At 57.4% G+C, this 488-nt stretch carries 1 protein-coding gene; it reads right to left on the bottom strand.

From position 1 onward, the window contains the following. The coding region (locus JHD62_RS21480; RefSeq protein WP_255523056.1) for an EF-Tu/IF-2/RF-3 family GTPase at positions 1-488 on the bottom strand (488 nt) is incomplete at both ends.

Genomic DNA, 488 nt, shown 5'->3' with positions numbered 1-488 from the left:
GCCAGGCTTACAGCACCGGTCACGTCGGTTGTACGGAAATAGAACTGCGGACGGTAGTTAGCGAAGAACGGGGTGTGACGACCGCCTTCATCCTTGCTCAGCACGTATACGGATGCGCCGAACTTGGTGTGCGGGGTGATGGTGCCCGGCTTGGCCAGTACCTGACCACGCTCTACGTCTTCACGCTTGGTACCACGCAGCAGTACGCCTACGTTGTCACCAGCCTGACCTTGGTCCAGCAGCTTGCGGAACATTTCAACGCCGGTGCAGGTGGTCTTCGCAGTTGCCTTCAGGCCTACGATTTCCAGTTCTTCACCAACCTTAACGATACCGCGCTCTACACGACCAGTAACTACAGTACCACGACCGGAGATGGAGAATACGTCTTCGATCGGCAGCAGGAACGGCTTGTCAACAGCACGTTCCGGAGTCGGGATGTAGGAGTCCAGAGCAGCAGCCAGACGGAAGATGGACGGTTCGCCCATTTC

The organism is Aquitalea sp. ASV11, assembly GCF_016429185.1.
Classification (GTDB): Bacteria; Pseudomonadota; Gammaproteobacteria; order Burkholderiales; family Chromobacteriaceae; genus Aquitalea; species Aquitalea pelogenes.
Note: the sequence above shows the minus strand (reverse complement) of the source record. Positions and strands in the feature narration are given on the sequence as shown.